This window comes from Paenibacillus sp. J53TS2 (assembly GCF_018403305.1).
Lineage (GTDB): Bacteria > Bacillota > Bacilli > Paenibacillales > Paenibacillaceae > Fontibacillus > Fontibacillus rhizolycopersici.
The window spans coordinates 327,618-352,567 of sequence record NZ_BOSK01000005.1 but is presented as its reverse complement, the minus strand read 5'-3'; the positions used below and the strand labels follow the sequence as shown (position 1 = coordinate 352,567).

Genomic DNA, 24,950 nt, shown 5'->3' with positions numbered 1-24,950 from the left:
CAACATTCCTAAAATTAAAACGCCTGTTCCTCATAGGAACAGGCGCTTCTCATGTATAGCGGATTGATCCGAGCCGGGATCTTACCCGCGGAATTCCTGCAGCCCTTCGTTCAGCGAACGGGTCGCCGCGTAGACTTGCTGGTAAAGCTTGAAGAGGCGAGCGTACTTCTCCACATTGGCCGGAATCGGCTCATACGTCTTGGCGTAGCCGATAAAGGCGTCGGCGCATTCCTTCAAGCTGCCGAACCAGCCGCTGCCGACAGCTGCCATCATCGCGGCACCCATCGCCGGGCCTTGCTCGTTCTTCAACGCCACAACCGGGTTACCGAAGATATCCGCTTGCATTTGCAGCCAGACCGGATTCTTCGCGCCGCCGCCGATGGAAATGACGCGTTCGACCTCAATGCCGGCTGCGCCGAACAGGTCAAACGACTCCTGCAGCGAGAAGGTGATCCCTTCCATCACCGCGCGAGCCAAATGCTCCCGACGATGCGTGCCGGACAGGCCGATGAAGCTGCCACGGATCACGCTGTCCGCGTGCGGCGTACGTTCCCCAACCAGATACGGGGTGAACAGCAGCCCTTCCGAACCCGGCGCGATATCGCCCACCGGCTTCAGCAGCTCGTCAAAGCTAAGCTCCGGCGCCAGCGATTCCTTGAACCAGCTCAAGGAATAACCTGCAGCCAGCGTCACGCCCATGGCGTAAAAAGCACCCGGATGCGCATGGTTGAAGAAATGCACCTTCCCGGCGAAATCCTTGTTCTTGTCTTCTTCGTACGTCAACACGACACCGGATGTGCCGACGCTGCAAAGCGCGTCGCCCTTGCGGACGATGCCCGCGCCAACCGCGCCGCAGGCGTTATCGGCGCCGCCGCCGAATACCTTCGTGCCGGCCGACAAACCGGACTCTGCGGCAAACTCTGGCTGCAGCGAGCCGGTGTTCTCGGTACTGCCTACGAGCGGCGGGCAGAAGCCAGCCGGAAGCCCGAAGGCTGCAGCGATCTCTTCGCTCCACTGGCCTTCCGGTACGTTAAGCAACAACGTTCCCGCCGCATCGGAGATTTCCATTTGCACTTGGCCGGTCATGCGGTAACGCAAATAATCCTTCGGCAGCACGAACCGCGCAGCTTTAGCGAACAGCTCCGGCTCATTCTCCTGAACCCAGAGGATCTTCGGCAGCGTGAAGCCTTCCAGCGCGGCGTTGCGGGTAATGTCGAGCAGCTTGCTGCCCAGCTTTGCATCAATGTCACGACATTGCTTGGTCGTCCGTGTATCGTTCCACAGGATGGCGTTGCGCAACACATTGTTCTGCTCATCCAGCAGGACCAATCCGTGCATTTGACCGGAGAAGGATACGCCCTCCACGTCTCCAGCCGCTACGCCGCTCTCTTTCAGCAATTGCTTCAAGCAAGTCATTGTTCCTTTTACCCATTCTTCGGGATCTTGCTCACTGAACCCGGGACGTTCTTGAATCAGCGGATAAGAAGCCGACGCCTCCCCGGCGATCTCCCCGTTTTGGTTCACGAGCAGCGTCTTGACCGAGCTGGTCCCTAGATCGATGCCAATCACATACTTCATTGCGATACTCTCCCTTCGCATGTCCCCGAAAGGGGCTTTATACCACAAAAAGGGACGGCAAGCGTCCCTTTTTGAAAAAGTTGTGCGTGAAAAGCCGACTTTTGAATCTTATTTCGTTCCGAAAATGTATTCGTTCAGGCGGGCTTTAACCAGCTCGAGGTGGTTCGACTTGTTGACGATATGGCTGTGCTCCAAAGCATAAGCTTCCAGTGTTTTGAAGTTGGCTTTGCCGGATACGATATCCGCGCCAATTCCCGTCTTGAAGCTGGCATAACGATCATTCAACAGGTTCTCGATGAACTTGTCTTCGATCATTTTGCCGGCTACTTTCAAGCCTTTCGCAAAGGTATCCATCCCTGCAATATGAGCATAGAACAGGTCTTCCGGCTCGAAGGAGCTACGTCTTACCTTCGCGTCGAAGTTGACGCCGCCGGAGCCCAGGCCGCCGTTTTGCAGGATTTCATACATAGCCAGCGTTACGGAATACAGGTCAGTTGGGAATTCGTCGGTATCCCAGCCCAACAGCATATCGCCTTGGTTGGCATCGACCGAACCCAACATGTTGTTGATGCGAGCTACGCGCAGTTCATGTTCGAACGTATGACCAGCCAGCGTCGCATGGTTTGCTTCCAGGTTAAGTTTGAAGTGGTCTTGCAAGCCGTATTTTTGCAGGAACGCAATCGTTGTAGCTGCGTCGAAGTCGTATTGGTGTTTGGTTGGCTCTTTTGGTTTCGGCTCGATCAAGAATTGGCCTTTGAAGCCGATTTCCTTCGCGTAGTCGATTGCCATTTGGAAGAATCTCGCCAGGTTGTCGAGTTCCAGACCCATATCCGTGTTCAACAGGGATTCGTAACCTTCACGTCCGCCCCAGAACACATAGTTTTCAGCGCCCAATTCAAGAGCCGTTTCCAAACCTTTCTTCACTTGAGCCGCAGCATAAGCGAATACGTCTGCGTTCGAAGTTGTTGCTGCGCCATGTACATAACGCGGATTGGAGAACATGTTCGCTGTGTTCCACAGCAACTTCACGCCGGTTTGGTTCATGCCTTCCTTGATTTTAGCAACGATAACGTCCAGGTTCTCGTTCGATTCTTTCAGCGTAGCGCCTTCCGGAGAAACGTCAACGTCATGGAAGCAGAAATAAGGAGCGCCGATCTTTTCCAGGAATTCAAAGTTCACTTCTACGCGGGCTTTCGCAAGATCCAAGCCGCTTACCGTTTCCCAAGGACGAATCATGTTACCTTGACCGAACGGGTCGCTACCGTTCATCGTCAGCGTGTGCCAGTAAGCAACTGCAAAACGCAGGTGCTCTTTCATCGATTTGCCGAGGATGACTTCATTCTCGTTATAATGTTTAAATGCCAGCGGATTGTTGGAACCTGCGCCTTCATACTGAATTTTGCTAATGTTCTTAAAATAACTCACCACTAATTCCTCCCAGCCAGAAATTAAATTTTAAGTAAGCCTTTACATCCTGTGGATTATAAGTAGCATGCCCACCCGATCACGGGAGCATGCTTTCTACACCTAGATCGTATCACGTTCCACTTAGTTTGTCTAGTAAACTAACAAAGTTATTGATTAAACCCGGGTCATTTATGTTATGATGCGTATAGACATACATTCACCGTGCCTAGAGGCATGGGTATAACGAGGGAGTTTATATGAAAATCACAGGCGACCAGCAGCTCATCAAAAAAATGAATAAAACCATCGTCCTGGATACGATCCGTCAACGTCAGCCATTGTCTCGCGCGGATATTTCCGCCGCGATTGGGTTGAACAAGGCGACCGTATCGTCCCTCGTCTCTGAATTGATCGACAGCCAGCTTGTCACCGAGATCGGCCCCGGCGAATCTAGCGGCGGACGCAAGCCTACTCTGCTTCTCTTTAACCGCAGCGCCGGTTATGCGGTCGGCATCGATATCCGCGTAAATGATTTGCTGGCCGTGCTCGTCGACCTGGAAGGCCACGTTCTGCTAGAAAAAACGGTTGCGCTCGCCGATTTCACCCCGGACCATGTGGTCGAACAGATTCGCAAAACGATCCGCCAGTTTAGCAAAAAACTCCCCGAATCCCCGTACGGTATCGTTGGGATCGGGATCGGGGTGCCTGGGCTCGTCGACGACAAGAGCCGCGTTGTATCGGCGCCCAACCTGGACTGGAACCAGGTGGACCTGTACGATCCATTGGCCTCCGAATTAGGGACCAATCTGCATATTGATAACGAGGCCAACGCCGGAGCCATTGGCGAGAAGCTTTACGGCGCCGGCCGCGAGGCCCAAAATTTGATTTACTTGAGTATAGGCATTGGTATCGGCTCCGGTATCATCGTTGGCGGCGAGTTGTACCGAGGCACGTCGAATTTCTCCGGCGAGGTTGGCCACATGACCGTCGCCGAGAACGGTCCCCTCTGCCGCTGCGGCAACCGCGGCTGTTGGGAGACGCTAGCCTCGGAGAAGGCGCTGCTCGACCGGGCAGCCAAGCTGTGGAACGATTCGCACCCCGATCTGGAGGAAATTATCCGGCTCGCTCGCGACGGCGAACCTCGGGCCGTGCAGCTCCTGAATGAAATCGGCGCCCAGCTTGGCGTGGGATTGGCCAATTTGGTTAACATCCTGAATCCGGAGCTGATCGTGATCGGCAACCGCCTGTCGCTTGCCGGAGACCTATTGCAAGACGCCATGTTGCGCACCATCGAGAACCGCAGCTTATCCTATCACCGGAAGAAAAGCGGAGTCGCCTTCGCCAATCTAGGTATCCGTTCTACAGCGCTGGGCGCGGCATCCATGCCGATTACCATGTTCCTCAGCGAGCCGGATCCCGTTCCAGCGCAGGAAGGCAACACGCCGGCCGGAATTTAAGCGATAGATAATAACCCGCAGGATTCGTGAGTTTACTTCACGATCCTGCGGGTTATTTGTTGCGTTAGATCATCTGTGGCCGATAGCTTCGCAGCAACTCGCGGATACCGGCCTCCGGAAGCGGCTTACTGATATAATACCCTTGAATAATATCGCATTTGGCTCGCCGAACATGCTGCATCTGTTGCTCCGTCTCCACGCCTTCAGCGACGACCTGAAGTCCCATTTTTCGTCCGATGAGCACGATCGCTTTGGCGAGGGAGCGGCTGTCGTCCTGCTCCGGCAAATGCTCGATGAACGTTCTGTCCACCTTCAGCGTCGTAATCGGCATCTGCTTCAATGATCCCAGTGACGAATAACCCGTGCCGAAATCGTCTAAAGCGATTTGAATACCTAAGGCTTTCAGTTCGTTCAGCTTAGGCACAAGCGAATCCACCGTTTCCATAATCATGGACTCGGTAATCTCCAACTCCAGACACACGGGTGCCAGCCCCGTCTGCTGCAGGATGCGCAGAACTCTGCTGACGAAGTCTTCTTCGAGAAGCTGAACGACCGAGATATTAACGGCGATTTTGTACATCCCGAATCCATCGTCCTCCAGACGTTTGGCGAAGGCGCAGGACTCTTTCAGCACCCATTCACCGATCGGTACGATCAGGCGGCTGTCCTCGGCGATCTTAATGAAAGATAAGGGCGACACGTAACCGAGTTCCGGGCTGTTCCAGCGAATCAGCGCCTCGAAGCCGCAAATATGGCCATCGCGCACCCCGAGTTGAGGCTGATAGTGGATGGTAAACTCGCCCCGGGTCAGGGCTTGCCGAAGGTTTTTTTCCAAATGTACCCGTTCATTAAACGCTTGCAAAAATACGGGATCGAAGACGACGTATTTGCCTTTCCCCGCCTCTTTGGCTGCGTACATCGCCACGTCGGCGTTCTTGAGGATTTCTTCCGGCGTGCGGCCGTCTTGCGGATAGAACGAAATCCCGATGCTGACCGACACGAACAGATCGCTGTCGTCGATCCGGAACGGCTCACGGAAGCCCTGGAGCAGCTTGTCCGCCAGTGCTGTCGCCTGTTCCCTCTCCACATCTTTCAGCAAAATCACGAATTCGTCCCCGCCCAACCGAAATAACATACCCGTATCCTCGATCAGGGAGGTCAAGCGGGAGCTTGCTTGCATCAGCAGACGGTCGCCAAATTTATGACCTAACGTATCATTGATATACTTAAAATTGTCGGTATCCACGAAAAAGAGGGCCGCTTTGGCGTTCGTCCTGGAAACCAGGGCATCCATTTCTTCGAGCAAATACAGCCGATTCGGTAAATCGCTAAGCGTGTCGTAATAAGCGAGATGCCGCATCCGCTGTTGGTACATTCGCAATTGGTGCACCTCGATATTCGAGCCCACCATCCGGTAGGCGCGCCCCTGTTCATTAAACAGCGCTTTTCCCCGACCCAGGAACCACCGGTATTCCCCGTCTTTACAGAGCAGGCGGTATTCGCACTCGAAAACTTCCTTTTCCCCTGCCTGCAGTGCCGTGATCTCCTGCTGAATTTTCGGGGTATCGTCGGGGTGGATCACCTGTTCCAGCCTCTCGGTGCTAATCGGGTCCTCTTGACTATACCCAAGCAGCTCAAACCACCTTGGCGAGTAGTACCGGCGATTTCGTTCCAGATCCAACTCCCAAATGCCGCCGTTCGAGGCTTCAGCGACCAGCCGATAGCGTTCCTCACTTCGTCTCAGCCTCTCCTGGTTTTCCAGCAGCTTATCGTAGTTCTCCTTTAACTCCTCTTGGGTGGCGGTTAACTCCAGATTGGCGGACTCCAGTTCCTGATAGCTTTGATGCAGTTTATTCTCGAATTGCTTCCGCTCCTCGATGTCCACGCCGGTCATGATGAAGACGTCCGGATCGCCCTGCAGTCCGGGAATGACCGCCGTTCGGAACAAAAACGCCTTCGCTTTCCCTTGGTTCGCGCAAAACAGGTTGAGCTCGCGGTTATCAACAAAGCGATGGGATAACGCCTCGTCCAACAGCGGAATCAACTCCCGGCAAGCATGCTGCAGCAGGAGATGCTCCATGTAGGAACGTCCAACTGCTTCTCCCTCCCGGATGCCTGTAATCCATTCGGCATATCGATTGAAACGCACCGTTGTCCGGTCGCTTTGCACCGCCCAAATAAATAGATTGGTATGATCCAGCACTTCCTTGGAAAATCCCCGTTCTCCATGAATCGTGCGCCGCAAACGGATGATGTAGACCCGGATTAGCCAATAACTAGCTGCCACTCCACCGACTAACAAGCCGACGACAAGGATAAGTCGATTCCGCATCGCGTTCGAGAAAGACTCCGAATGGGTGAAAAAATACTTCAGATAGAGCTCCTCATAGACCCCCGAGCGCTTCAGTTCATCCATTCGGCCGTTGATGTAATCGACCAGTTCCGGCGTCTTTTTGCTGACTCCATAAGCCACATCCCGAGGATACAGATCCTCCAATACCTTATGAACCTCACCGGTCATTTCCCGCTTCACGATCAAATAATCGACGACGTTCTCATTCTCAAACAATAGGTCGATTTCTCCCCGGTTTAAAGCCATAAGGGCCGCTTCAACGGTAGGGTATGTACGGTAAGACGTTACGCCGGCTTCCGACTGCAGAATCTCCTCGGAATATTGACCCGCGCCGACCCCCACGGTATATTGATTCAATTGATCCGTACCCAGCCTGCCCTGAAAGCTCTCTCCGGCATAGACGCCTATGTAGGTCTGCATGATCGGTTTAGAAAAAAGAATATCCTGCTTCCGATTCTCCTGAACTGCCATCAAACCTGCCGTATCCGCCGAACCGCCAACCAGCGCCTGATAAGCTTCCTTCCAATCGGAGGCGGAATAGAACAGCGTGTAGTCCCTCTCCTTAAAAATCAGATGAGTCAATTCCAGATCGAAGCCCATTTCGAACCCATTCTGGCTGAATTTATAGGGCGGATAGTCCAGCTCCGTCTGGTAACGAACCACCTTTCGTTCCGCCTCGACCGTCGCAGCGCCTAACCCCGCCATGATCGAAAACACGAGCATACCTGCTATTAACAACATTCGGACCCGCTTCATAAGCGATACACCCTTTACGGTAGGATAAGAGTGGGGTTCCCCCATCGAATCGCGAAAATATGCATATTTTGTTTCATCTTATCATAGTTAGGCTGGAACCCATAGGCTAAAATACCCGGATCGACAAGAAAAATAGGCCCCTCCGAAAGCGGAGGCGCCTACCTTGAAAATATGTTTATTTATGCGGGGTTTTGGAAGCTTCCTCCGCATCCAAATACGGTTTATTGGCGAAATAGTACATGAAGCCCATCAGCAGCACTCCGCCAACCAAATTGCCGAGCGTTACCGGAATCAGATTATGCACGACACCGCCAAACGAGATTGTGTCCGGGTGATCCAGTACCAAAGCGATGGCAAAGGTGCACATATTGGCGATGCTGTGCTCGTAGCCGGAAATAAAGAAGCAGAAGACGAACAGCATCATGGCAAACATTTTGGCCCCGTCTCCTTGCAGGGCCATCGGGATAAAGAACGCCAGACATACCAGCCAGTTACATAGAATCGCCCGGAAGAACAACTCCATGATCGGGGTAGCCATTTTATGTTCGACCACACTTAACAAGAAAGTGTTGACCGAGGCATCGGCAAATAAGCCGGTCAGATAGATTAATAAGGCGAAGGCCCCTGCTCCCAAGATGTTACCGATATAGCTGAACACCCATAACTTCGTGATGTCGCGCCATTTCAGCCGCTTCCTTAAAGCGGCGTATGTATAATAAAATGTATTCCCGGTAAACAAATCCCCGCCACCGTATGCGATCAGAATAATAGCAGCGCCAAAGGTGATGGCGGCCATCGGATAGGTCAGCGGCGAATGCTCTAGGTAAAAGTAGTTCCCGCTCTTGAAAGCAACGATCACCCCAAAACCGATAAACATACTCGCCAGCATGGCTCTAGCAATATAGCGGAGATGGCTTTGCATAAAAATTTTATACTTCTTGAGCGCCAGCTCCTCGACTTTCAACAGTGATTCTGTCTCCATAACGCCTCCCATTGTTCTCTGTTCTGTTATTCGTGTTCATTTAGCTTATCCGTTGTTAGCCATTGCCATCCGGCAATGTGCCAATTCATTCAAATTTTAGATTAAACGGTCTCGCCGCTATTTACAAGGGGTACGAAATTGTGCATAATAAAAAAAGACTCATTTGATAATGATTATCATTATTATCTTCGAGATCACTCCGGTTTATCACCGAAAACGGCCAAGAGGAGACGAACGCCCATGAGATTGCTATCCGCCCGCAGAAAGACAAGGCTGAACATCGATGACTACTTGGATCTGCTCAATCTTGCCGCCCAATTAGGCGACCTACAGTGGCAAAAGGAAATTATCCGCAAGCTGGAAATGATGCAGTCCGAGTTCACCGACGTCAGTCAATAGAATAGATAGGGTTCACATAAAAATAAGCGCGTGCTTAGGGAAAGCTTCCCAAGCTCGCGCTTTTTGCATGAACACGAATTCCATGAAGCCCAGATGGGGTTAGACCCTTACAGACATCTGCAAGTCTTCCCCGCTAGACTCCATCATTTCAGTAATCACCAAATCCGTTTTACGCATGAGGTCCACTTCATAAGGCGATCTTACGTTTGAACCGTCTGCTTCGCGGATGATCTTAACCACCGGACGATGCACCAGGCTGGAATCCAGAGAGGATACGATGCCGAGTTGGCCGTTGCTGAGCTTCACTACGGAGGAAAGAGGATAAATGCTGATATTGCGCAGATAAGTTTGAATGAGTTCCAGGCTGAAATAACGATCTCCAGCAGCCAGCAAATATTCAATCGCTTCTCCCGGAGTATAGGCCAGACGGTAGTTCCGCCGTGAGATCAAGGCATGGTAGGTATCGGCAATGGCGACGATTTGCGCGTATTCATCAATTTCGTGATGTTTCAGTCGGGAGGGATATCCCGCCCCGTTATACCGCTCATGATGCTGCAATGCGCATAGGGCCGAACGTCTCGATACGCCTTCCATATCGCAAATGATTTGGAAGCCCGCCTCCGGATGCCGACGCAGCGCCTCACGGTCGGCTCCGGTCAAGCTGCCGTTTCGCCGGATCGTGTGGGCTGGCAATTCGGTCATTCCGATATCGAATAATAACGCGCCGACGCAGAGATCGATCATTTCCGCCCCGGAGTATTGACCCGCGATGCCAAGAATAGCCGAATACGCTGTCACGTGAAAGGAATGCTCAAGCAAGTAGGGATCGCTTTGTTGCAGGCGGATCAAGCCATCCAACACTTGCTCATGGCTTGTGATTTCGTATAAAATGTTCCGGAACATGCGGCGAAATTGTTCGTCCAACTGCGGGGTGGACGGTCGCCCAAAACCCAAGTCGGAATCGGCCAAACGAACCAGCATTTGCCGGATTTGCTTGCGCGCCTCGCGTTTCTCTTTGAGATCCTGAAACTTCATGATGGGGCTTGTCCCCTGGATGTCTTCATCGCGGAAGGAACCGACCGGTTCTTTCTTGCCAATCATGGCCGTTTGAATCCCCAACTTCTTAAGGCGTACGATATGGCCTTCGGTTAACGCGGTTCCCGCTCCTAGCATGGTCATCCCGTGTTGATTTAGTATAGGCTCGGCTAAAACGTCGCCTGGTTCGAGCATTCTGACATGAACCTGTCTCATGACATCATCACCTCATCCTTATTGCAGATCAGCTAGTTATGACGAACGCCTTCGCCCTATGTCATGGTCTATTAACTGCGCCTTTCGGCCTAATCATCGTTTTCTTCCTATCTTCCTATAATAATTCAAGAATTGTAGTCCAGACCACAGAAATTTCCTATTCGACAAAATAAAATTTATCATGACGGCAGCAATTGAGACATTACCCCAAAGTATACTTTGTAAAAGGGTCTTTCGACATTACTATACAAAAAGTCACTATTCTATCTTACATTTCAACGATATTCTAAATAATAATAGCGAAAATTTGAAGTTGGTGAGGGGGGATGAAGAACTATGAATTTGACATTTCATGAGTACGAGGACTTGGAACAACTCCCTCGATTGCTAGGACGAGAGTGGGAGTCGGAGATCTTTTCCGTATATCTAAAGCACTACTCCAATATGGAACGAATCCTTAATATCTACGGCTCGGCTGGCGTAGGAAAAAGCGCGTTGGCTGAGGAGTTTCAAAAACAAGCCACCAGGTTAGGAGCTACCGTTATCGCCATCGACGCCGCGAAAATCAGAACCGTACCGGAAGATTTCAGCAGGCAAGTCCTGTACCAGCTTGATTTATTGGACTCCCTCTCCTCCCTTTCCGATCCTGACTTTATCATCAGAGCCTCCATCGATGCCATCCAGAAACGATCCAAACTTGGTCCTGCGTTCTTATTTATCGATACGTATGAGCTTCTAGAACCGATGGATGATTGGTTTCGCGATTTTTATATCCCGCAAATCAAAGACCGCTGCCTTTGCGTCATTTCCGGCCGAAACCCACTGTCCAGTCAATGGACGGAAAGTCCCTTCTGGAAACGATCCATCTATCGGATGCCGCTCACGAATCTGGATTTTAACAGCGTTGTCGCCTATCTGCGGACCTGCGGCATCGTTGAGCCAGAGCAGATCTACCGCATCTGGAAACAAACCGACGGTTTACCCCTGATGCTGGCCTCATGGCTTAGCGGGCATAATAACGGGGAAGTGGTCTTCCCCAGCTTACGAGATGACGGCGATCAGAGACATCCTGAAGCGATAACATTCGGTCTAACGCCGGAGAAGATGCCGATGACGAAACCAGAGGCCGCGATTTACGCCCGTACGGATTTGACCCATCGTGAGAAGGAGGTTGCCGCTCTGGCCGCCGAAGGGTTGACCAATCGCGACATCGCCTCACGCCTCTTCCTTAGTGAAGTCACGATCAAGAAGCATATGCGGTCCATATTTCAAAAGGTAGGCGCTAGCAACCGGACACAGCTGCTCAAGTTGTTGATGGATTAAACCGCCAATGGGGGTCCTATTTCGAAAAAAAACCGTCCGATTCGGACGGCGTAAAGTGTAAAACGATATAAAGTTACGGCAGCATGGTGCTGCCCATCAAATATCGGTCGACCTCGCGGGCGGCGAGCCGCCCCTCATACATCGCCCAAACAACAAGACTTTGACCTCTCCGCATATCTCCGGCGGCAAATACGCCCTTTACATTCGTTCGAAAATCGCCAAGTTCCGCTTTCACGTTCGTGCGTTCATCCTGATCCAGGCCGAGTTGCTCGGGTAGGACCGCCTCCGGACCTGCAAATCCTAATGCTAACAACACCAGATCGGCAGGAAGAACCTGCTCGCTTCCCGGAGTTTCCACCGGTATCCAGCGCCCGTCTACCTGGTTCCACTCCACGCGGACCGTATGGACTCCGGTTATTTGGCCCTGTTCATTCCCCTGCAGCGATTTCGTCGAGGTTTCATACCTGCGGGGATCCTGTCCGAACATCTCGGCCGCCTCTGCCTGCCCGTAATCCGTCTTTTGCACCTTCGGCCACTCTGGCCACGGATTATCCTGCCCCCGGGACAGCGGAAGCTTCGGCATGATTTCCAGTTGAGTCACACTCTTACAGCCTTGACGGATGGCCGTAGCGACGCAGTCGGTTCCCGTGTCTCCGCCGCCGATAACCACGACATGCTTATCTTTAGCCGATAGGAAGTTGCCATCCTGAAGCCCCGAATCCAATAGACTTTGGGTATTCCGGGACAAAAACTCCATGGCTTGATGAACGCCGTTCAATTCCCGGCCTTCGATCTTCATCTCCCGGGCTTGCGTCGCCCCGCAGCACAGCACCACGGCGTCAAACTCCGTCCGCAGCCGGTCGGCCGGAAGCTCCTCGCCGATCTCGACCCCGGTGACGAAGCGAATCCCTTCGGCGGCAAGCAAATTAACGCGGCGCTGAACGATTTGCTTATCAAGCTTCATGTTCGGGATGCCGTACATCAACAGCCCGCCGATGCGATCCGCCCTTTCGTACACGGTCACGGCATGCCCAGCTTTGTTCAATTGATCCGCACAGGCCAGCCCTGCAGGACCGGATCCCACGACCGCCACCTTCTTACCGGTGGATGCGGCAGGGACCCGAGGCCGTATCCAGCCTTCCTCGAATCCGTGGTCGATAATGGCCCTTTCAATGCTTTTGATCGTCACGGGCTGACCGCTCTTGCCAACGGTACACGCTCCTTCGCACGGCGCCGGGCAGACCCGGCTGGTAAACTCGGGGAAATTGCTCGTCTTTTGCAGTCGTTTTAGCGCTTCCTTCCAACTGCCGCGGTACACAAGATCATTCCATTCCGGAATCAAGTTATGCGCCGGGCAGCCGGAAGCCATTCCCGACAGCAGCTGTCCTGCATGACAGAACGGAGTCCCGCAGTCCATGCATCGCGCGCCCTGCATTCTCAGCTTCTCCTCCTCCAGCGGTACGACGAATTCCTGCCAAGAGCCGATACGCTCTTGTGGCCGAATCTCGCCCGGTACCTCTCGACGGTATTCCAAAAAACCGGTAGCCTTTCCCATCTCCAACCTCCTGATCTAAATGACGCTCGTTTTTGCATGAACCGGAACTACCATCGTCCTCTCGCGTTATCGCTATAAAGCAATGAAATGTACAGCTGCAACTTTACGCATTGCATTTAAATAAGCCCATGTTATCACCGTGACCAGACCGTTCAGAATGAAGAAGATCACCATCGTGAAAAAAAATTACTTATCTAGGCATATGGGCATGCGACGATTGTCGTGTCTTTTCGAAAAACCGATTGCCAGCGGCACTATGCCGCATGTATGATGGGGTTATAAGCTTTGGCTTTGATCGGACGCTCCCGTATGACGGACATCGTCGGTTAACTACATCTCAAGCGGTTCATTTCGAGGAGGCTTTTATTTCGTGGAAGACGACCAGGCTAGCTCCCCATTCCGACCAGAATCCATGCTCACTGCCTCGGCCCTGCTTCGCGCCATTGATCGGATGGGCGTCGGCTTGGCCATCACAGATCCTAATCTCGAGGACAACCCTCTCGTTTACGTAAATCAAGGGTTCGAACATCTTACCGGGTATAATCGTGAGGAAGTCTTGCGGCGGAATCTCCGTTTTCTTCAGGGAGAAGAGACCAACAAAGAACATCTCGACGTTATACGGAAAGCGGTAAAGGAGATCGAATCGGCTACAGTAAGAATCAAGAACTACAAGAAGGACGGCAGTACTTACTGGAACCAGTTCGTCATCAGCCCCATACTGGATTCAGAGGGCCACCCTCTCTATTTCATCGGACTTCAGTTCGATGTGACCCAAGAAGTGGAGCAACAGCAGGCATCAACAGAACGACTTCGCCAGCTGTCCCATTTTGATCCGGTCACCCGCCTGTTGAATTCCAATCGTTTCAAGGAACTCATGCACGCCGAGCTTCGTTCTGCCCAAGCCGAGAATACAATGGCGGCGGTCATGTGCATCAATCTGAATCGGTTCCGGCATATCAACGAGAGCTATGGCGAATGCGACGGCAATGAGCTGCTTCGGCAGGTCGCCGAAAGATTGGGCCGTGCCTTTCCAGAAGGAACGCCGATGTGCCGCAACTTTGCGGATGAATTTTTCGTGCTGGTATCAAACGTGTCCGATCCCTTGTATATACATACACTTGCACTTGATTTGAATGACGCGCTAAAGGAGCCTTATACCCTTTCCGGTGAAACGTTCCATGTCGGTTTGGGGATGGGGATCAGTCTCTACCCCGATGACGGGTCCGACGTAAATCAATTGCTGCAACATGCCGAAATGGCGATGAAGGAAGCGAAGAAGGAAGCGCTGGAAGGCCCGCACTACTTTGATTATTACTTGATGGACCGCCTAATGGCCCAGTTGACTTTAGAGAAGAAGATGATTCGAGCTTTGGCGTCAGGGCAGTTCGAGCTGCATTTCCAGCCCAAAATCGATGCGGTCACCGAGAAGCTGACCGGCTTTGAGGCGCTGATCCGTTGGAACGACCCCGTGCAGGGATACATTCCGCCGGTCACTTTTATCCCGATCGCCGAAGACAATGGGTTTATAGTTGAATTGGGCAAATGGGTTCTGCTTGAAGCCTGCAGGGTGAACAAACGATGGCAGGAGGCCGGGCTTCCTCAGCTGCCGATGTCCGTCAACGTCTCGGCGGTACAATTCAGACATCCGCACTTTTTGCGTACGGTTGAACAGGTGCTAGCCGAAACGGAGCTCGCTCCACAATTTCTGGAGCTCGAAGTGACCGAATCGCTGCTGAACGAGCACGTGCTGATCAGGGATACCTTAACCGCCTTGCAGAAACGCGGCATTTCGCTGTCCGTGGACGATTTCGGGACCGGTTACTCTTCCATCCATTACTTGAAGTCGCTGCCCGTTCAGGTGCTAAAAATAGACCGCACCTTTGTGCAGGAAACGCCATGCTCGGAACGCGACAATTCCCTGCTTCGTTCCATCATCCAGCTTGGGAAATCGCTGGGCATGACCGTGCTGGCCGAAGGCGTCGAGACGAAAGCCCAGTTCGAATTCCTGCAGCAAAACGGCTGCGATCAGATTCAAGGTTACTACTACAGTCGACCGCTGAACGCTGAAGCGATAGAGGGATTGTTGAAGTCTAGTTAATGGCCGCCACGGTATCAAGTGACTACGACCTTGACTGCCGCTTGCCCAAAGGGTACAAGTAAAAAAACAGCAACGCCAGCAGCAGCGCCGCAGCCGGTATCCCGCTGAGCATCCATCGGATGCCGATCGCGGCCGATGCCGGCTGTTCTTTTAAGCCGGCTTCATACCCGCTTGCCTCCAGGATGAGCCCCATGCAGGCAGCCTGCAGCGAAACGCCCCACCTCACGATAAATCCGTTCATGCCGAAGTACATACCTTCCCGGCGTGCGCCGGTACGCCGTTCATCCTCGTCGATCACCTCGGACAACATGACATCAAGCAGCACCAGCAGCCCGGCTAATCCAATCCCCACGGCAACTGCGGTGGCAATCGCGCCGCCCTCCTTCGTAACCCAGCCAAACGGCAGCAGGGCGGACGCATAGCAAGCAACAGCGATCAGAATACCCTGCCGCGCTCCGTATTTGGCTGTTAATCGTCCCCACAGGAATACGCACGGAATGGCAGATAGAAAAATCGCCCCTAACAGCAGGGTGTTAAAGCTTTCCTCACGGCCCAACACGTATTTGGTGTAAAACGGTATGCCGGCCGGCAGCAGGGCAAACGTGAACTGCACCAGAAAACTACCGATCACATACAGGACAAACGCACGGTTCCCCAACGTATGCCGAACCGCCGTGGTCAAGCGGAACGTTGTGCGGGATGCATCGGGATTTTCCCGGCTGCCCCAAAGGGACAAGGCCAGGAAAACGGCCGACAACGCTGCGAATATGCCCCCCATTGCACCCCAGCCGATTTGCGAATAGAGGAGCGGCGGAATCGCCACACCCACGATCATGCCGACGATGCCCAACATCTGCCGCCAGGAGGATACGTAAGCCCGGTCCTTGATGCTTTGGAACATCTCCGGGAACAATGCGGAGTAGTTCAGCACCACTAACACGAACAACGCATCATACAGCATTACGGTTCCTATAAAATAGGGAAAAGCCGCACCTTCATCCGCCGGAGGCGTCCATAACAGCGCAAAGGCTGCGGCCAGTGGAACCAGGCCGAACCCGATATAAGGGAGCCGTCTGCCGAACCGTGTGCGGGTCCGATCGGACAAATGGCCAAACAGCGGATTAAGCAAGGCATTAAGCACGCCGTGGAACACCATCGCCAAGCTGATTAAGGCCGGGCGGACGCCCAGCACGTCGACATAATAGTAAACGAGATAGGTGGCAAAGGCCTGCGACATCAAATTTACCGCCAGATTCCCCGAACTATAGGCCACCTTATGAATCTCCGACCGCTTGCCCTGCTTCACATGACGTATCATCCGCCCCACCTCCTTATTTTTGAAATCCGTCCTGTTCTAGGGCCGCTGTTGCAACTGCTGCAGATCCTTCCAGCGGATCAATTCGATGTGCTCTTCCGCCAGAACCGCCTTGATCTCCGGATCGCGGAAAAGCTGAAAATCCCACTGTCTTTTTTCCCACTCGGAATGGATGGCCTTCAGCTCCTCCGTTGCCAGCGCAGGATGTATGATGATTTCGGATACACCGGGGCGCAGCGCTTTAAGAACGGCGATCATCTCCCGCTTGTAGCTTTCGTACGTTTCACCCGGCTGCTTGCCGAACGGCAGCCCGATCAGATCGTCGAGAAGGATGACGCCCATCCGGTCGGCCAGCTCGGTGACCTGGCGGGCTAAGGCAGCAGCCTCCGGCGGCAGTTTGCCTACCTGCGGCAACGAGCGTGGCAAACGGAACGGCAGACCGTAATCGGCGCAAATTTCGAACGTTACGTCGAGGAAATGTTGACCCGTTGCCAACCCGTATAAACTGCCCATGTGGTTGTCGAGATGCGTAGGCGCGAGGCCTAACGCCAGCGCGGTCTCCACCTGATTGATCATCTCCAAGCGCACCTGAGGGCGACTCGCCTGCAATTCGAAGCGGGCCACGTCTTTGGGAAAATAACCTTCCTCCGTAACCAGCGTTCGCACGTCTCCATCGCGGGTGATCGGTCCCCATTTATAACCGTTCCATTCACTGGTGAACGTCAAATGCACCCCTACGTCGTATTCTGGATTGGCGACGCTCCAGGCCGCAGCTTCCTTAGCCCAGGCGCAAGGGACCATGACCGTAGCCGAGGAAACCGCACCTTCCTGCAGCAGTTGGATAATCGCCGTGTTCTCCGCATGGCACATCCCAAAATCGTCCGCATTGACGATTAACAATTTGGTGTCCCGCCCATACCCCAATCGCTCTGCCAGTGTCATCTGTCTTCCCCCTCCGTTTTAGCAAATAGCTTTTTCCGTTCCCGGAATAAAACGCTTACATAACTCATGAGGCCGATCATCGGCCGCCCTTTGGTTTACGGATACAACTCCGAGTCCCGATTCAGCACGAACGTATTACAAATCCAATCGTGCAGGCCACGCTTCTCCGCGCTGAAAGCAATCATGAGGAAACCAATGAACAAGAGCAATGCCGATAAGAACTGCGAAAAATATCGACCAATGGATCGCAAAATGGAGATTCGTTCTCCCTCCCCATCCACGATCTTCGCTCCTACCGCCAGTTTCCCGATCGTTCCTTGCCAAGAGGTGGCCGGCAGGATCACGAAGTACAGCAGATCAAGCAGCCTTTGCATGAAGTCGGAGAAAGGGAGGATCCAATCGATCACTGTCAATATCAGCCCATCAATGAAATAAGCGAGCAGCCTTCTCCAGAAACCGACATACACCGGATTGGGATCTCGGTAAATCATTTCCCTCCGCGCCTCACCTTCCGGCGATGACGGCTCAAAATGGTCAGGGCCGTATTGGTACAGCAGTGTTTGTGCCATGCATTCCAATCCTTTCTTTGGCCGATACGTCTACTCCATGTTTATGTAAGAAACCCAGCCTCTAGTTCCCTGGATAGTAAATTTCGCGATATCCCCAAATTATTCCTCCCGACGCAAAAAAAGGCGACCCTTGTTAGGTCGCCCTCGCTTCCTGCTATTTGCGAATTCGGTAATGATAGCCCGAAATCGTCTCAAAGCCCAGCTTGCCGTAAAGCTCCAACGCCGGCGCATTACCCGCCAACACTTGCAAGTACATGCCTTCCGCGCCGTGCTCGGCCGCCCATGACGCCAACGCCTGCAGTAGACGGCCAGCAACGCCTTTGCGGCGATGACGCGAGTCGACGACAACGTTGCTGATTCCCGCCCAGCCTTCCTCGATCACCACGGTGGCCACTCCCATCGGCTTTCCCGCCTCATAAATGGCGGCAAACGTCTTGGACTTCGGCATGGCCTTGAAGATCGCCAAATACCCGGCCCGCCGTTCCTCCGGAAATCCTTCCATCCGCAGGAAATCATTCATCCAAGGCTCCTCCGGCTGTGCGGTCAAAGTAACTTTTGCTTCGCCAATCTCGTAAGCTGTGGAGCGCTGAAGCACCTCCTTGATGGAGGCTGCCAGCAACAGACAATTCATCGAAACTTCGTAACCGGCCGCAGCAAGGAGCCCTTCCAGTTCTTTGGGCGAGGAGTCGCTGACATGAAAACACGGTGGAAGTCCACGCTCCCGGTAAAAACGCTCAACTCCCTCCAACCACTCGCCCTCCGGAAACGGCCCCGCCGCCAGCACGCTGTTCGCCCGCGTCGTAACACCGCCGTTGGCCCTCAGCCTCCAGGTGCCAAGTGACTCGAGTTCGCTCGGTGGCCACCCGCTCGCTGCCAACTGCTCTATCGCGCTGGCAAGCTCAGGCCCCACAGATAAACGTTTCATTTCAACCACTCCCCAAAGAATCGCTCGTATCCTTGCTTCATCACTGTAGCCGAAAACTTCGAAAACGCGTATTCCCGGTTGTCGGCGGAATATTTCTGCGGCGAGGCCGCCGCCATATTCACCAGCTCGAACCAGTTCTTCTCATTGCCCGCAAAGGCATGGCGGGAGCTAATATGCCCGTAGCAAGGATGCTCCGGCTTGACGACGATTTTGCCCATTGCCAGCGCTTCGGTCAGCGGCATGGCAAAGGTATCGAATTTAGAGCAACTCCAGTACACCTTGGCCGAGTTCATCAACGCAAACACCTCGTCCTGGCTTAACGCGAACTGCAAGGTGACATTAAACGGGATGTCGTATTTTTTCATACTTTCCTTGTAACGCTCCCCGCCGAACACCATCACGACATCTTTGTCCGGATTTTGCCGCGCGTACTCCAGCACCAGATCCGGCCGCCGGTTCTCTTCATCGCGTCCGATCCACAATACCCGGTTATCGACGACGGCTGTCGGGTCAAAATGACGCTCCGCCAGCGATTCGTTAAATCCGATGGGGATCACATCCACATCACTTACTCCGAACACGTCGTTCAACTGTCGTCGCAAAAACTCCGTTTGCACGATCGCCTTGTCCACGATTCCGTAGAAAGGCTTCATCATTTCGTATCCGGTTAACGCAGGGTCAGGGAAACTATGCGGGAACAGTACGCTGTTCGGGAGGAACATTTTCAGAAAAGTAAAACCGGAGACCGTATAAATCACATGCTCGATTTGGTGCGCATGGATTTGGTCCAATACGACATCGTAATTGACCAGATCGCCTTTCTCGTGCTCGTAGCCGGGAAGCCAATCATGCCCGCTGACATGGCGTTCCGGGGAGATAAATACAACGTCCACGCCAAGTTCACGGCCGATATCGCGCAACCGCTCCGCAAACACACGTGGGCCTTGGGCTTCCGCGAACTGGATTTTTCGCATCACTAAACCGACTTTCTTCATAGGATCCCGCCTCTAGTTTATATTGTCTTGTAGTGGATGGATTGCCACGTCATGTCTTGCTTCGTCAACCGCTAACGGACTTGAGGGACGTTATTGGCTACGAATCCGGGACTACGAGGTTTTAACGGACTTGAGAGACCTTATTGTAGGCAAATCCGGCAAAAACACCTCTTTGTAGCCCAAATAGCGGCTTACAAGTCCGTTACTCCGGGAAATATTCGGGAAATGAGTCGATAAGGTCACTACGGTCCGTTAGCAGATCGTAAGTGTTCTTATATTACCCATGGTTCTCCAGCAGTTCCAAACATCCAGTCAAGCCTTTCGCCGTCTCTTCCCGCTGCCGCAGCAGTCCTTCCTTCGTCCAAACGCCGCCTCCCCGCCGCAAGTCGCTTTCGACCAACAGCAGCATCCATAGGGAAAAGATCGCAGCGAACCAGGCATACTCCCGGACCAATACCTCCCTCGCCCATGGCGTGCCTTGCTTGTCCGCTTCGTCCATATAAGTCTCAAGCAGCTTCACCCGATCCTCGACTGGCATCGCCTTTGGAAACCGCGGGTGCGACATGTCGATGAGGTGGTACAGATCCCAGTAGGGGAGATTCCGATGCGTGTGCTCCCAATCGAGCAGAACCACGCCCCCTTCCTTCGTCACGGCATAGTTCCCCAGATGCAGGTCGCCATGCGACAACACCTGCCGCCTGACGTTGAAGCCGTACCCGTCCCGAACCGCCGGGACGATCTCCCAGTCGAGCCATTGAATCGGCAGTCCCTGCCCGCCAAGGACGGCCAGTGCCTCGTCCCGCCGTCGCAGCACATCAGCGGCAATGACCTCAATGCCCGGCTTGGGGCCTTGGGCCGTTATGCCCGGCCATTGTTCCGCCGGTGCGGCGTGTAGGCGGGCCAGCTGTCTGGCCGCCACTTGAGCATACTCTAGCCGGTAGGAATGTCTCAGCGGCCCCAAATCCTCGAAGATCGTCCATCCCTGGGTTCCTTTCCCTTCCAGGGAGGCCGCCAACAGCTTGGGTGCCGTAATCTCGGGGAGTTTCGCCAGAATGTTCCGGTTCACCCACGCCTCCCGATCCACCGATTCGCCGTTCGTGAGCGGCTTGAAGATATAGCTGTGCTCCGGATGGGTATAGAACCGCTCCACCCATCGCCCGTTCATCCCTTGATACATCGGTTCCCTGCGCCATATCCGGTTATCGTCCAGCGTTCCATCTGCTTTGACTGCTTCACCCAAGTTCCGCATTCGCTATCCTTCCCGCTCCCTAGTTTGACCTTAATGGTACATAAATTTTGAAAAGATTGTCAATCTACTGTCTTGGAACGGGGTTGTGGGCGAAAAAAAGAGCGGCGCCTTTAGGCGAACCGCTCTTTTTAATCAATATAGAGTTGATTTGATTCTGGTTACGGATTAGTTGGAGTTGGAGATGTAATTGGATCCGTGCCCGTTGGCGCTGCAGCTGGAGCAACAGTTACCAGAACTGGGTTGGAGAGCGCATATCCCTTGGCATTAATCATATCCGGTTCTGACAGGATATAGACCCTATAGCTCTGAGCAGTAATCGGAGAATCATAAACGTCTACGCTAACCGTGCCCGTAAGCGGACCATTAGCAGCCACCTGTATGCCCTTATCTTTGAGACCGACAGCCGCATCTACGTTAAGGGTTTGGCCCTCGGTAACTACAAGAATTCGATACGAACTAATACGACTATCACCGGGTGAATCAAATTCAACCGTTATGGAGGAAGCATTAGCTACCGCACTCACCCGAGTTACAGGTGCGACAGCAATATTATCCGCTTTGAGAATAGGCTGAACGGCATTGGAGGCCGCAGACAAATTATTGGCTCCGCTCCGTGCAACCGTCAATACAAAGAATTGATAAGATGTATCTTTGTTGATCGGGTTACCGTAGACATCGTTTGGTTTATCCAAGGTTTTCGTAATGTTACTTGCATTCGGAACTCCTACCGATGTGTATCGGTCTGGTTGGGTTACAGCGTTGGCATCGGAAATTTTATAGTTGCCGGCGTTTCCTACCGGAACCGCCAGAATCCGATACTCAGCCACGTTATTCTCATTGGCCAACTTATTAAAGCTAACCACGATATTGCTATATGTGCCATTATAATTCGAGTTCAACTGAGCATACAAACCGGAAACGGCACCTACGGAACTGTTGTCATTCAACGTAACCTCATTCGAAACCCCCGACAACGCATTCGATCCACCGCCGCTAACGGCAAGCGATAGGACGTAAACCCGATAAGCCACACCGTTGCGGAGAAGCTCCCCGTCGGTATCTCGTGCCCCTGCCCCAAGGTCAGCGGTCAAGGTTACCCCATTTTTATTGACGGGTGTATAGTAATTAGACGAATTGGCTGCGTTCAGATTAAAGCTTCCGTACTTCGATGCCTTCACCACGAACACACGATATTGACCGATATAGGTTTCGTTCGAGGCCCGGGTAAACGTCACCCGCAGATCCCGGCCATCGCCGAAATCATTTACGTCATTGGCCGCTACATTTGAAGCCGTCCCAACAGCCGCTCCCGATAGCGTAATGACGTTGGAAGCAGGAGAAAGCGTGTTGCTGCCTGTATAGCCATTGCTGCCAACCGACAAGACAAAGACTTGGTAGCTGACGCCGTTTTTGATCGCTGCTCCATCAACATCTTTGGCCCCCGCAGCCAGGATACCGGTTAACGTATAGTTGCCCTTGCTGATATACGTGTATCTGTCACTGGATACGGCATTCGCCTTCGACAGATTAAAGCTACCGGCGTTTGCCGATTTTACTACCATGATCCGGTAGTGGCTGATATTCGATTCATCGGCGGCACGGTTGAACGATACCCACAAGTCGCGGCCGTCACCGTAATCGCTGACGTCAGCGGCATTCAGATTCGAGATGGAACCAACCGCATTGTACGACAGCGTAATCGGCGAGGAGTAATATGACAACGCGTTACTCAGGTTATATCCGCTGCTGGCTACCGAGAGAACAAACACCCGATAGCTCACCCCGTTACGAATCGTCGCTCCGTCGACGTCCCTTGCCCCCGAGTTAAGGACCGTGGAAAGGGTGTAGCCGTTTTTGCTTACGGTGGTATAGTTCGAGCTGCTGACATTATTAGCTTTAGACAACGTAAAGTTGCCTGCATCCGAGGTTTTGACGACCATAATCCGATAGTTGCTGATGTACGTCTCGTTTGAAGCCCGGGTAAACGTCACCCGAAGGTCGCGACCATCGTTATAATCACTCACGTCTTCAACGGTGACGTTCGATACCGTATCCACCGTGTTGCCGTTCGTCAGCGTTATGGCGCTCGAAGCGGCGGATAATGTATTCGTTCCTGCATAATTTCCGGTGCCCACGGCCATGGCGAACACCCGGTAGCTGACGCCGTTGCGAATTGTCGCTCCATCCACATCCCGCGCACTAGAGGACAAGGCATACGATGTGATGTTCGAGCCCGTCTTATTGACCTGGGTGTAGTTCGCGCTGGATACTCCGTTCGCCTTTGCCAGGCTGAAGTTGGCATAATCGCTGGCCTTGACGACGAAAATCCGGTAAGAGCCAATCCGCGTTTCGTCCGAAATTCGATTGAAGCTGACGCGCAGGTCACGGCCATCGCCGTAGTCGTTCCAGTCTTCGACCTTCGTAATGACCGGCGAAATGACCGAGCCTATCGCAAGCGAGATCGCGGAAGAGGCGGACGACAATTTGTTAGCGAAGCCAGAATTATTACTTACCGATTGCACAAAAATGGTGTAGGACACACCGTTCTTAATCAGATCGCCGGATGTATCCCGAGCGGAAGAAGCCAACTGACCGGTCAGCGTCGAACCGCTGCCCGATTTGGACACGACCGTAGAATACGAGCTTGGCACGTTGTTCGCCGTACTCAGGGTAAAGCTTCCGGCGTCCTTCGTCTTGACGACGAACACCCGGTAGTTAGCGATGCTGCTCTCGTTCTGAGCCCGCGTAAAGGTGACGCTCAAGTCACGGCCATCGCCGTAATCGCTCACGTCACTGACCTTCACGTTCGTTGGAGCGGCCACGGCCGCGCCGTTGGACAACGTAATGGCCGGAGATGGATTCGACAACGCATTAGCGCTATTGCCCTTCCCAATGGCCAATACATAGGCAACGTAAGATTGATTTTCACGGATTGCAGCCCCATCGACGTCTCGTGCACCGGAAGACAGGTTCACGACCGGATCCGTTCCCGACGGCGACAACGACGTGTAATTGGCCGACGAGATCCTTTGCGCTGCCGTCAGATTAAAGACGGAAGCATTCGAGGACTTCACGATCATCACGCGGTACTGTTCAACGCGCGATTCGTTCGAGGATTTCGAGAAGCTGATTTCCAAATCCCGGCCGTCCCCGTTATTCCCCACATCGCGGGCTGATACGTAAGCGACCGGACTAGGATCCGAGCTGCCGCCATCCGATCCGCCTGTGCCCGAGCCGGAGTTGATCGTGACGATTTTGGTGGAGTTATTCCACCCGACTTGCTGGCCTAGCGCCTCGCTGACGAAGCGAACGGGCACCATCGTTCTGCCTTTGATGCTTTGCGCCGGCACGTCGAGCAGCACCGCGTCGTTGTTGATCGTAGCCGAACGCGACTTTAGCTTCAGCACGATGGTCGTGCCGTCCTTCTGGGCCGTGACGGTTTGCAGCGTCTGGTTATAGTTGACCGTAGCATCCAGCGCTTCAAAGATGGCCCGCAGTGGCAGCATGACCCGCCCGCTGATGACAACCGGCGCCTGATCAGTGGTCAACCGGCTGCCATCGATGTAGATGCTGATCGGCGTAGCCGCCTGCGCCGTCGATTGTTGAAACATTGGTATGATTAGAAATGCGGCTAAGAGCGAAGCCCATAGTTTTTTCAAAAATCTCATCCTCCCCATGCTCATGAACAGAGCTACAGAAAAATAACTCTTCCCATTTGACGTATCATCTCAGGTAAAAGTTTCTATGTTTTCCTGTCGCATAAAAAAATTACCCCTGGACGCCTAGCCTTGAACCA

17 protein-coding genes are annotated in these 24,950 nt (G+C 53.2%); 4 read left to right on the top strand and 13 right to left on the bottom strand.

The genetic code is table 11. The features are described from left to right. Positions 1–81 precede the first annotated feature (81 nt). Positions 82–1,578 carry a xylulokinase gene (gene xylB, locus KJS42_RS13850; RefSeq protein WP_213623192.1) on the bottom strand — a complete coding sequence of 499 codons (1,497 nt, stop codon included), beginning with the start codon at positions 1,576–1,578 and terminating at the stop codon, positions 82–84. Positions 1,579–1,686: 108 nt separating this feature from the next. Continuing rightward, positions 1,687–3,003: a xylose isomerase gene (gene xylA, locus KJS42_RS13845; protein WP_193416783.1), complete on the bottom strand. Its 1,317-nt coding sequence runs from the start codon at positions 3,001–3,003 to the stop codon at positions 1,687–1,689. Positions 3,004–3,242: 239 nt separating this feature from the next. On the opposite strand from xylA, the gene KJS42_RS13840 reads away from it, so the two are divergent. Next, positions 3,243–4,442 (top strand): ROK family transcriptional regulator, encoded by a 1,200-nt coding sequence (locus KJS42_RS13840; RefSeq protein WP_213623191.1) that lies wholly within the window; start codon positions 3,243–3,245, stop codon positions 4,440–4,442. Between the two features lie 64 nt (positions 4,443–4,506). On the opposite strand, the gene KJS42_RS13835 is transcribed toward KJS42_RS13840, so the two are convergent. Beyond that, on the bottom strand, positions 4,507–7,551 hold the full coding sequence (locus KJS42_RS13835; RefSeq protein WP_213623190.1) for an EAL domain-containing protein: 3,045 nt from the start codon (positions 7,549–7,551) through the stop codon (positions 4,507–4,509). Between the two features lie 175 nt (positions 7,552–7,726). Further along, on the bottom strand, positions 7,727–8,533 hold the full coding sequence (locus tag KJS42_RS13830; RefSeq protein ID WP_155606778.1) for a formate/nitrite transporter family protein: 807 nt from the start codon (positions 8,531–8,533) through the stop codon (positions 7,727–7,729). Positions 8,534–8,773: 240 nt separating this feature from the next. On the opposite strand from KJS42_RS13830, the gene KJS42_RS13825 reads away from it, so the two are divergent. Next, entirely contained in the window at positions 8,774–8,932 is a 159-nt protein-coding gene (locus tag KJS42_RS13825; RefSeq protein ID WP_155606779.1) for a hypothetical protein, read from the top strand. 99 nt (positions 8,933–9,031) lie between these two features. Here the strand turns inward: KJS42_RS13825 and KJS42_RS13820 are convergent, their stop codons facing one another. Beyond that, entirely contained in the window at positions 9,032–10,183 is a 1,152-nt protein-coding gene (locus KJS42_RS13820; protein WP_155606780.1) for an HD-GYP domain-containing protein, read from the bottom strand. Positions 10,184–10,519: 336 nt separating this feature from the next. Here KJS42_RS13820 and KJS42_RS13815 point away from each other — a divergent pair, with 336 nt between their 5' ends. After that, positions 10,520–11,506 carry a LuxR family transcriptional regulator gene (locus KJS42_RS13815; RefSeq protein WP_213623189.1) on the top strand — a complete coding sequence of 329 codons (987 nt, stop codon included), beginning with the start codon at positions 10,520–10,522 and terminating at the stop codon, positions 11,504–11,506. 73 nt (positions 11,507–11,579) lie between these two features. Here KJS42_RS13815 and KJS42_RS13810 read toward each other — a convergent pair whose 3' ends face one another. Beyond that, on the bottom strand, positions 11,580–13,061 hold the full coding sequence (locus KJS42_RS13810; RefSeq protein WP_155606781.1) for a glutamate synthase subunit beta: 1,482 nt from the start codon (positions 13,059–13,061) through the stop codon (positions 11,580–11,582). 370 nt (positions 13,062–13,431) lie between these two features. Here KJS42_RS13810 and KJS42_RS13805 point away from each other — a divergent pair, with 370 nt between their 5' ends. Continuing rightward, a complete protein-coding gene (locus KJS42_RS13805) occupies positions 13,432–15,159 on the top strand; it encodes a putative bifunctional diguanylate cyclase/phosphodiesterase (protein WP_213623188.1) in 1,728 nt (575 codons plus the stop codon). Between the two features lie 22 nt (positions 15,160–15,181). Here KJS42_RS13805 and KJS42_RS13800 read toward each other — a convergent pair whose 3' ends face one another. The 7 genes from KJS42_RS13800 to KJS42_RS13770 all read right to left on the bottom strand — a co-directional run bounded on the left by KJS42_RS13800 (position 15,182) and on the right by KJS42_RS13770 (position 24,822). Then, entirely contained in the window at positions 15,182–16,477 is a 1,296-nt protein-coding gene (locus KJS42_RS13800) for an MFS transporter (RefSeq protein ID WP_213623187.1), read from the bottom strand. Between the two features lie 36 nt (positions 16,478–16,513). Next, positions 16,514–17,416: a polysaccharide deacetylase family protein gene (locus tag KJS42_RS13795; RefSeq protein ID WP_213623186.1), complete on the bottom strand. Its 903-nt coding sequence runs from the start codon at positions 17,414–17,416 to the stop codon at positions 16,514–16,516. Positions 17,417–17,511: 95 nt separating this feature from the next. Beyond that, positions 17,512–17,985, bottom strand: a complete 474-nt coding sequence (locus KJS42_RS13790; protein ID WP_213623185.1) for an RDD family protein — start codon at positions 17,983–17,985, stop codon at positions 17,512–17,514. A 154-nt stretch (positions 17,986–18,139) separates the two neighbouring features. Then, complete coding sequence (locus tag KJS42_RS13785) at positions 18,140–18,910, bottom strand: GNAT family N-acetyltransferase (RefSeq protein WP_213623184.1); 771 nt, start codon at positions 18,908–18,910, stop codon at positions 18,140–18,142. Further along, complete coding sequence (locus KJS42_RS13780) at positions 18,907–19,905, bottom strand: glycosyltransferase (RefSeq protein ID WP_213623183.1); 999 nt, start codon at positions 19,903–19,905, stop codon at positions 18,907–18,909. The genes KJS42_RS13785 and KJS42_RS13780 overlap by 4 nt, the downstream gene beginning before the upstream one ends. 277 nt (positions 19,906–20,182) lie before the next feature. Continuing rightward, positions 20,183–21,154, bottom strand: a complete 972-nt coding sequence (locus tag KJS42_RS13775) for a phosphotransferase (RefSeq protein WP_213623182.1) — start codon at positions 21,152–21,154, stop codon at positions 20,183–20,185. Between the two features lie 158 nt (positions 21,155–21,312). Then, positions 21,313–24,822, bottom strand: coding sequence for a copper amine oxidase N-terminal domain-containing protein (locus KJS42_RS13770; RefSeq protein ID WP_213623181.1), 3,510 nt, complete (start codon positions 24,820–24,822; stop codon positions 21,313–21,315). Positions 24,823–24,950 lie beyond the last annotated feature (128 nt).